The organism is Micromonospora sp. NPDC126480 (genome assembly GCF_040302465.1).
Lineage (GTDB): Bacteria > Actinomycetota > Actinomycetes > Mycobacteriales > Micromonosporaceae > Micromonospora.
Genome location: NZ_JBEORU010000008.1, coordinates 196,918 through 204,891, shown reverse-complemented (window position 1 = coordinate 204,891; position 7,974 = coordinate 196,918). Strand labels below are relative to the sequence as shown.

Sequence of the window (7,974 nt, the reverse complement as noted above, 5' to 3'; positions counted from 1 at the left end):
TTCAGGATCGGGGTGATGTCGTTGATGGAGTTGGTGCCGGCCTCGGTGGTGCCCATCCGCTCGGCCATCTCGTGCTGGTCGATGTCCTTGCCCTGTACGGACAGGGCGTTGCGGGTGGCGGCCGGGCCGCAGTAGAAGAACGTGTCCTGCGCCTCGTAGTCCACGCGCAGTTCCCGCTCGCCCTTGCGGTCGGCCTGCACGGCAGGCTTGTCCAGGGTGGGGGCGGCGAACACGGCCGACGCGGGGGCGGCCACGGCGCCACCGGTGACGAGCACACCGGCGGTGGTCAGCACGGTCTTACGCAGCAGGTCGGTACGCATGATGATCGAAGCCCTTTCGCTCGGGGGTACGCGACCGGGGCAGGGGGATGCCCGTGGGTCGCGGTAGGAAAGGTGTGTCGCGAACGGACACAGCCCGGCAGGGGGGTGCTCGGGGGTCCGGGGAGATGTAACCGCCTCGGCTGCCGGGTCATTCCCGGTGGCCGGCCACCCCGGTGGGGGCGGGTCCTGCGGTCACGCCATGTACAACGACCCGGCCCACCCACCCATTCCGACCGGCGAGTGGCCCCGACCACGGGACGTCACACCCGGAACCGGACACCGGCCCCACCCGGCCCAGCGGAACCGGACACTCCGCCCAGCCGGCACCGTCCCGCACCCCACGGGTGGCGTGCCTGGCCGGCTGCGCGACAGGGCCCCCTCCCGAAGCCGGGAGGGGGCCCTGTCGGATGGTGCGTCAGCCGGCGATCATGCGCCGCAGCACGTACTGCAGGATGCCACCGTGCCGGTAGTAGTCCGCCTCACCCGGGGTGTCGATGCGGACCACCGCGTCGAACTCGATCCCGGTGTCGGTGGTGACCTTGACCGTACGCGGGGTCGCACCGTCGTTGAGCGCGGTGACCCCGGCGATCGAGATGGTCTCGGTGCCGGTCAGGCCCAGCGACTCGGCGGTCTCGCCGGCCGGGAACTGCAGCGGCAGGACGCCCATGCCGATCAGGTTCGAGCGGTGGATCCGCTCGTAGGACTCGGCGATGACGGCCTTGACGCCCAGCAGCATGGTGCCCTTGGCCGCCCAGTCCCGGGACGAACCCGAGCCGTACTCCTTGCCGGCGAGGACGATCAGCGGGATGCCCGCCTCCTGGTAGGCCACCGAGGCGTCGTAGATGCTTGTCTGCTCGCCGGTCAGGTGGTTGACCGTGAAGCCGCCCTCGACGCCGGGCACCAGCTGGTTGCGTAGCCGGATGTTGGCGAACGTGCCGCGGATCATCACCTCGTGGTTGCCCCGGCGCGAGCCGTACGAGTTGAACTCGTGCCGCGGCACGCCGTGCTCGGCGAGGTACTTCCCGGCCGGCGAGTCGGGCTTGATCGAGCCGGCGGGGGAGATGTGGTCGGTGGTGACCGAGTCGCCCAGCTTGGCCAGCACGCGGGCGCCGGCGATGTCGCCGACCGCCATCGGCTCCCGCTCCATGCCCTCGAAGTACGGGGGCTTGCGGACGTACGTCGACTCGCTCTCCCAGGCGAAGGTGTCCCCGGTCGGCGTCGGCAGCGACTGCCACCGCTCGTCGCCGGCGAACACGTCGGCGTAGGCCGAGCTGAAGCCACCGGCGCCGATCGCGGAGGCGATGACGTCCTGGATCTCGGCGCTGTTCGGCCAGATGTCCCGCAGGAACACCGGGTTGCCCTGGGCGTCCTCGCCGATCGGTTCGTTGGCCAGGTCGATGTCCATCGTGCCGGCGAGCGCGTACGCGACCACCAGCGGCGGGGACGCCAGGTAGTTCATCTTGACGTCGGGGTTGATCCGGCCCTCGAAGTTGCGGTTGCCGGAGAGCACCGAGACGACCGAGAGGTCGTTCTCGTTGACCGCCGCGGAGATCTCCTCCGGCAGCGGGCCGGAGTTGCCGATGCAGGTGGTGCAGCCGTAGCCGACCAGGTGGAAGCCGAGCTTCTCCAGGTAGGGCGTGAGACCGGCCCGCTCGTAGTAGTCCATGACCACCTTGGAGCCCGGGGCGAGGGTGGTCTTCACCCACGGCTTGCGGGACAGGCCCTTCTCCACCGCGTTGCGGGCCAGCAGGGCGGCGCCGATCATGACCTGCGGGTTCGAGGTGTTGGTGCAGGAGGTGATGGCGGCGATCACCACGGCGCCGTGGTCCAGCTCGAACTCGGCGCCGTCGGCCCCGGTGACCCGGACCGGGTTGGTGGCCCGCCCACCGGCGCCGACCGCGGCCGTCTCCAGGTCGCGCGGGGCGTCGGCCGGGTCGTCGACGCCGTTGGCGGGGGAGTCGCTGGCCGGGAACGACTCGGCGCTGGCCTCGTCGGCGTGCCCCACGACCCCGTACGGCTTCTCCTGCTGCGGCACGCCGGGCTTGCGGCCCGGGTCGCCGCCGGTCTCGTCGGCGGCCACGTAGTCCTTGAGCGCCGAGCGGAACAGCGTCTTGGCGCTGCCCAGCGGCACCCGGTCCTGCGGGCGCTTCGGGCCGGCGAGGGACGGCTCGATCGTGCTCAGGTCGAGCTCCAGGCGCTCGGAGTACTCCGGCTCGGCGTCCGGGTCGTGCCAGAGGCCCTGCTCCTTCGCGTACGCCTCGACGAGCGCGACCTGCTTCGGGTCGCGGCCGGTCAGCTCCAGGTAGCGGACGGTCTCGGCGTCGACCGGGAAGATCGCGACGGTGGAGCCGTACTCCGGGGACATGTTGCCGATGGTGGCCCGGTTGGCAAGCGGCACCGCGCTCACGCCCGGGCCGTAGAACTCGACGAACTTGCCGACGACACCGTGCTTGCGCAGCATCTCGGTGATGGTGAGCACCAGGTCGGTGGCGGTGGTGCCGGCCGGCATCTCGCCGGAGAGCTTGAAGCCGACGACCCGCGGGATGAGCATGCTGACCGGCTGGCCGAGCATGGCGGCCTCCGCCTCGATGCCGCCGACGCCCCAGCCGAGCACGCCCAGGCCGTTGACCATCGTGGTGTGCGAGTCGGTGCCGACGACCGTGTCCGGGTACGCCTGCATGACCCCGGACGACTCTGCGCGCGCCATCACCGTGCGGGCCAGGTACTCGATGTTGACCTGGTGCACGATGCCGGTGCCCGGTGGGACGACCTTGAACTCGTTGAACGCGGTCTGGCCCCAGCGCAGGAACTGGTAGCGCTCCTTGTTGCGCTCGTACTCCAGCTCGACGTTGCGCTGGAAGGCGTCCTCGCGACCGAACAGGTCGGCGATCACGGAGTGGTCGATGACCAGCTCGGCGGGGGCGAGCGGGTTGACCTTGGTGGGGTCACCGCCGAGGTCGCGGACCGCCTCGCGCATGGTGGCCAGGTCGACCACGCAGGGAACGCCGGTGAAGTCCTGCATCAGCACCCGGGCCGGGGTGAACTGGATCTCCACGCTCGGGTCCGCGGTCGGGTCCCACGCGCCGAGCTGCCGGATGTGGTCGACGGTGATGTTCGCGCCGTCCTCGGTCCGGAGCAGGTTCTCCAGGAGGATCTTCAGGCTGTAGGGGAGCCGTTCGTGGCCCTCCACCTTGCTGATCTTGAAAATCTCGTAGCTCGCGTCTCCGACGCGTAGCTGGGTCTTCGCACCGAAGGTGTCGAGGCTCGCCACGTCGTACTCCTTCACACCAGCGACCGTGAGTAGTCCTGAGCAGTCTGTCGCACCGGCGGGGGCGGTGCCGTGCTTAGGTGACACTTACCCGCCGCGGGTGCTCAACAAAACCGTACGTCCGTCTTGCTATTCCTGCAACCTCGTGCCATCGTTCGGGACGAGGAGGTGCTTCATGATCCACCATGTGCAGCTCGCCTGTCCGCGCGGCGCCGAGGACGCGACCCGGGCCTTCTACGTCGGGCTCCTCGGGCTGACCGAGAAGCCGAAACCGCCGGCGCTCGCCGCCCGTGGCGGATGCTGGTTCACCGGGTACGGCGCGGAGCTGCACCTCGGGGTCGAGGACGACTTCAGGCCGGCCCGCAAGGCGCACCCCGCGCTGGTGCGTGCCGACCTGGACGCCCTCGCCGAGCGGCTGGCCGCCGCCGGGTACCCGATCGCCTGGGGTGACGGCGAGCTGCCGGGCCTGCGCCGCTTCCACACCGAGGACGTGCACGGCAACCGCCTGGAGTTCCTCGCGTCGACCTGAGCCGAACCGCCGGCACTCGGCCAAGCGGGTAAGCTAAGGACTTAGCTAACCGAGGAGGTGGCGCCATGTCAGATGAGGCCGTGCATTACAACATGCATGACGCCAAGACCCATCTGTCGCGCATCATCGAACGGGTGGAACACGGCGAGGAGATCATCATCGACCGGGCGGGCACCCCCGTGGCGAAGGTCGTGCCGCTGGTGCGGCGGGTCAACCGCACCGCAGTTGGCTCCCTTGCCGGGCAACTGGACCTCTCAGGTGACTGGGACTCACCCCAGACCAACGCCGAGATCGCCGCCGACTTCGGCATCGGCGCATGACCCTGCTGCTGGACACGCACGTCGCGCTGTGGGCCATCGCAGGCGACGCGACGCTCGGCACCGACTTCCTCGACCGGCTACGCCACGAACCGGACATCTTCCTGTCCCCGGTCAGCCTGTGGGAGATCACCATCAAACAGAGCGCGGGGAAGCTCGTTGGACCTCCTGACCTCGTCGAGCGGGTAAGGGACATGGGCTTTCGTGAACTCCCGGTGACCCATGCCCACGCCATCGCCGCCGGCCGGCTGCCACCGCATCACCGCGATCCCTTCGACCGCATGCTGGTGGCACAGGCGCGCACCGAGGGTTTGACCCTGGTTTCCCGTGACGCGTCGATAGCGCTGTACGACGTGGACGTCCTGGAGGTCTGATCGAAACTGGAGGCGTTGGTGGCATCGGCCGGCAGGGGTGCCGAGCGCTGAACCCGAACCCTCTCGACCGGCCCGCGTCCGCAGTGTCCATCCCCCGAGGGGATGTGACGGCCCGGCGGCGGGTGACTCAGCGGTCGTCGGCGGGCGCGGTCGCCGCCTCCGCGTGCCGGTCGCGCAGCCGGGCCCGGATCTCCTCCGGGGTGTACGCCCGCCGCCGCCGCTCCGCCCGGGCGATGACCACACCGGACGCCGCCACGCCGGCCAGGCCGGCGAGCCCGAGCACCTTCCACCACCGCAACCGTCGCCGCATCGGCCTAGGGTAGACGGTCATGAGCGTGCACAGCGGCAAGCGCAGCGGAGCGGCGGCATGAGCCTCAGCCTGGACGAGGCCGTGGAGCTGACCCGGACCGGCGACGTCTGGGTGTTCCGCGGCCGCAGCGTGCCGGACCGGGCCATCCAGCTCACCACGAACAGCCCGGTCAACCACGTGGGGATGGCCGTGGTGCTGGACGACATGCCACCGCTGATGTGGCACGCCGAGCTGGGTCGTTCCCTGCCCGACCTGTGGTCCGGCACCCACCAGCGTGGTGTGCAGCTGCACGACCTGCGCGACGCGGTGTGCGTCTGGGCCAACCGGTACGGGCAGCGGGCCTGGCTGCGTCAGCTGGACCCGCCGGCGGACGCGGCGATGGAGAACGCGGTGCTGCGCACGGTCGCCCGCCTCGACGGCACGCCGTTTCCGTCCACCGCCCAGCTCGCCTGGCGGTGGCTGCGGGGCCGCGTGCCGGCGGTGCGGCTGCCCGGCGGGCGGAGGCTGGCGATCCCGGCCCGCCCGGAGGCCCGCAACGGCCGGGCGCCCGACGGCCCGGACGGCGTCGTGCCGGAGCACCGGCTGGAGACGGCGTACTGCGCGGAGGTCGTGGCGGTCACGTACGAGGCCATGGGGCTGCTGCCGCCCGGCCGCCGGCCGAACTGGTACGACCCGGGCCGGTTCTGGAGCGGGGACGACCTCGGCCTGGCCGGTGCGGCGCGGCTCGGCGCGGAGATCGAGGTGCGTGTGCCGGCGCGCTGAGGTTTGGGCCGGTGGCGCACCGGAAAAGTGCTCCTCCGTGACGGCTTACACCGACCTCGACGCCCTGACCGACTTCTTCGGCAGGTACGGCGCGGCGCTGACCGCCGGCGACGTGCCCGCCCTGGCCGGCTGCTACGCCCTGCCGGGCCTGGTCGTGTCGGACACCTACAGCTTCACGTTCGCCTCCCCGGCGGCGGTGGCGCTGTCCTTCGTGGGCGCCGCCCCCGACTACCAGGAGCGGGAGCTGGTCGCGGCGCACGCGACGATCGAGGACGTGCAGCCGGTGTCGGCGTTGCTGACCATGGTGGCGGTCGAGTGGGAGTTCCTCGACAGCCAGGGTCGCCGGGTACCCGGCGAGCGCTACCGCTACCTGCTGCGTACGACCGACGAGGGGCCGCTCATCTGCACCGTCGTCCGGACCGCGTGACCGTCGCGCCACCGGGATCCGGTCGGCGACCGGACGTCGCTCCGCCGGCCATCCGTTCGGCCGGTTCGGGGACCGCGCCGTTCCGTCCCCTGGCGGGGGGTGGCTAGGCTGCGCCTCGGCTCGACGAAAGGGAACCTCAATTGTCTGTGCGGCCAACCGGGGAGGCCGGCGGGCGGACCGCGTCGCGGCTGCTCGCGTCGTTCCCGTGGGTCGTCGTGTTCCTCGGCGTCGCGCTGCTGACGACGCTGCTCCTGGTGGCGCTGCTGTCCTTCCGCGGCCCGGAGCGGCAGGCGCTGCCCTCGGCGCCAGCGCCGTCGGTCCTGCTGCCGACGCCTCTTGCCGCGGCGACCCCCGCCGGGCCGCCCCCGACCAGTGCCACGCCCCGGCCCACCCGGTCGCGGGCCGCCACACCCACGCGTCCGGCACCCAGCCGGTCGGCCCGGCCGGACTCCGGGGCGTCGGCCACCGCCAGCGCTCAGCCGCTCGTCTCCGGCGCCGAGACCGGCGATCCGGCCGGGGGCGACGTCACCGCGCGGTACGCGGTGACCGACAGCGACACGGGCTCGTTCCGGGCCGAACTGCTCCTGGTCAACGCGGCGGACCGGCGCCGGGAGTGGCGCGTCGACCTGCAGTTCACGAGCGACGTCCACGGCGTCCGGGTCTACAGCGACTCCAGCATCTCGGTGTGGGGCGACGGGCACGGCCGGTACGTCCTGAGTGGTGACCTCCGCGGCGGGGAGCAGGAGTGGTTCTCGCTGCGGTTCCGCCGGGACGGCGGCGGTGACGAACCGATCCGGTGCACGGTCAACGGCGCCGAGTGCGTCATCCGGTGAGCGGCCGCCCGTCCGCCCGTCGGGCGCTCGTCGCCGCCGGTCGTTAGGCTTCCTCGACGGCTCGCTGAGGAGGGTCATGTCCGGCATGCGTCGCGCCCCGCGGTCGTCCCGCGTCACCGCCGCCGTCGCCTCCTCCCCGTGGATCGTGGTGGCCGCCGGGGTGGTCGTCATGATCGTGCTGCTGGTCGTCGCGGTCGGGGCGTACCGGGGGCGCAGTGGCGACGGCGTCGACACGCCGCTCGAACCGCCCGCCCCGCCGCTGCTCCTGCCCGAACCGTCGGCTCCGACCGGCAGCCCGGCGCCGAGCCCGAGCCGGCCGGTCCGGCCGGGGCTGTCGCCCCGCGCGTCCGTTCCGCCGACGACGGGCGTCGCGTCGCCTTCGGTCCCCACGCGGGCCGCCACCGCCACCGCTGGCGCGCCCAGCCCCGCGCCGCCGCCGCCGACCGGCATGACCGGCCGCTACCGGGTCGTGGACTCCTTCGACGGCGGCTTCATCGGCGAGGTGCTGATCCGTAACGCGACGGCGGACCGGCGCGGGTGGACGGTCCGGCTGGCCTACCCCGGCGGGCGCTTCGTGACGGCGTGGGTGGAGGGCGTCGAGCAGGGGACGGCGACCCCGTTCGACGGCGGCTTCACCTACCGCAGCGGGGTGGACGTCGCCCCGGGCGGCACCGCCACTCTGCGGTTCCACATGGAGCGGACGGACTTCCGCCCGACCTCCTGCACGGTTGACGGGCGGCCCTGCGACATCGGCTGACGTCCACGCCGGACACCCGGTGCCGGTCCGGATGACGAAAGGCTGACTGAAAGCAGACTGCTTTGTTGCGACTCTGT

10 protein-coding genes are annotated in these 7,974 nt (G+C 72.0%); 7 read left to right on the top strand and 3 right to left on the bottom strand.

Annotation, left to right across the window (positions count from 1 at the left end):
* On the bottom strand, window positions 1–320 hold a 320-nt coding region (locus tag ABTW87_RS10625; RefSeq protein ID WP_350650551.1), incomplete at its 3' end, for a C39 family peptidase.
* Window positions 321–735: 415 nt separating this feature from the next.
* Entirely contained in the window at window positions 736–3,606 is a 2,871-nt protein-coding gene (locus tag ABTW87_RS10620) for an aconitate hydratase (protein ID WP_350650550.1), read from the bottom strand.
* 157 nt (window positions 3,607–3,763) lie between these two features.
* Here ABTW87_RS10620 and ABTW87_RS10615 point away from each other — a divergent pair, with 157 nt between their 5' ends.
* The 3 genes from ABTW87_RS10615 to ABTW87_RS10605 all read left to right on the top strand — a co-directional run bounded on the left by ABTW87_RS10615 (window position 3,764) and on the right by ABTW87_RS10605 (window position 4,808).
* On the top strand, window positions 3,764–4,117 hold the full coding sequence (locus ABTW87_RS10615) for a VOC family protein (RefSeq protein WP_350650549.1): 354 nt from the start codon (window positions 3,764–3,766) through the stop codon (window positions 4,115–4,117).
* Window positions 4,118–4,182: 65 nt separating this feature from the next.
* A complete protein-coding gene (locus ABTW87_RS10610) occupies window positions 4,183–4,437 on the top strand; it encodes a type II toxin-antitoxin system Phd/YefM family antitoxin (protein ID WP_350650548.1) in 255 nt (84 codons plus the stop codon).
* Window positions 4,434–4,808, top strand: a complete 375-nt coding sequence (locus ABTW87_RS10605; protein ID WP_350650547.1) for a type II toxin-antitoxin system VapC family toxin — start codon at window positions 4,434–4,436, stop codon at window positions 4,806–4,808. The genes ABTW87_RS10610 and ABTW87_RS10605 overlap by 4 nt, the downstream gene beginning before the upstream one ends.
* A gap of 127 nt (window positions 4,809–4,935) precedes the next feature.
* Here the strand turns inward: ABTW87_RS10605 and ABTW87_RS10600 are convergent, their stop codons facing one another.
* Entirely contained in the window at window positions 4,936–5,118 is a 183-nt protein-coding gene (locus tag ABTW87_RS10600; protein ID WP_350650546.1) for a hypothetical protein, read from the bottom strand.
* A 57-nt stretch (window positions 5,119–5,175) separates the two neighbouring features.
* On the opposite strand from ABTW87_RS10600, the gene ABTW87_RS10595 reads away from it, so the two are divergent.
* The 4 genes from ABTW87_RS10595 to ABTW87_RS10580 all read left to right on the top strand — a co-directional run bounded on the left by ABTW87_RS10595 (window position 5,176) and on the right by ABTW87_RS10580 (window position 7,897).
* The gene (locus ABTW87_RS10595; protein ID WP_350650545.1) at window positions 5,176–5,880 is read left to right on the top strand and encodes a hypothetical protein; all 705 of its coding nucleotides are present in this window, start codon (window positions 5,176–5,178) and stop codon (window positions 5,878–5,880) included.
* Window positions 5,881–5,917: 37 nt separating this feature from the next.
* On the top strand, window positions 5,918–6,307 hold the full coding sequence (locus ABTW87_RS10590; RefSeq protein WP_350650544.1) for a DUF6841 family protein: 390 nt from the start codon (window positions 5,918–5,920) through the stop codon (window positions 6,305–6,307).
* A gap of 140 nt (window positions 6,308–6,447) precedes the next feature.
* Window positions 6,448–7,140 carry a hypothetical protein gene (locus ABTW87_RS10585; RefSeq protein WP_350650543.1) on the top strand — a complete coding sequence of 231 codons (693 nt, stop codon included), beginning with the start codon at window positions 6,448–6,450 and terminating at the stop codon, window positions 7,138–7,140.
* Between the two features lie 76 nt (window positions 7,141–7,216).
* Entirely contained in the window at window positions 7,217–7,897 is a 681-nt protein-coding gene (locus tag ABTW87_RS10580) for a cellulose binding domain-containing protein (RefSeq protein WP_350650542.1), read from the top strand.
* Window positions 7,898–7,974 lie beyond the last annotated feature (77 nt).

Excerpts from the sequence above, each read along its gene's own strand:
- ABTW87_RS10600 (WP_350650546.1), bottom strand. The coding sequence starts at position 5,118 with ATGCGGCGACGGTTGCGGTGGTGGAAGGTGCTCGGGCTCGCCGGCCTG.
- ABTW87_RS10610 (WP_350650548.1), top strand. The coding sequence starts at position 4,183 with ATGTCAGATGAGGCCGTGCATTACAACATGCATGACGCCAAGACCCAT.
- ABTW87_RS10595 (WP_350650545.1), top strand. The coding sequence starts at position 5,176 with ATGAGCCTCAGCCTGGACGAGGCCGTGGAGCTGACCCGGACCGGCGAC.
- ABTW87_RS10580 (WP_350650542.1), top strand. The coding sequence starts at position 7,217 with ATGTCCGGCATGCGTCGCGCCCCGCGGTCGTCCCGCGTCACCGCCGCC.
- ABTW87_RS10615 (WP_350650549.1), top strand. The coding sequence starts at position 3,764 with ATGATCCACCATGTGCAGCTCGCCTGTCCGCGCGGCGCCGAGGACGCG.
- ABTW87_RS10605 (WP_350650547.1), top strand. The coding sequence starts at position 4,434 with ATGACCCTGCTGCTGGACACGCACGTCGCGCTGTGGGCCATCGCAGGC.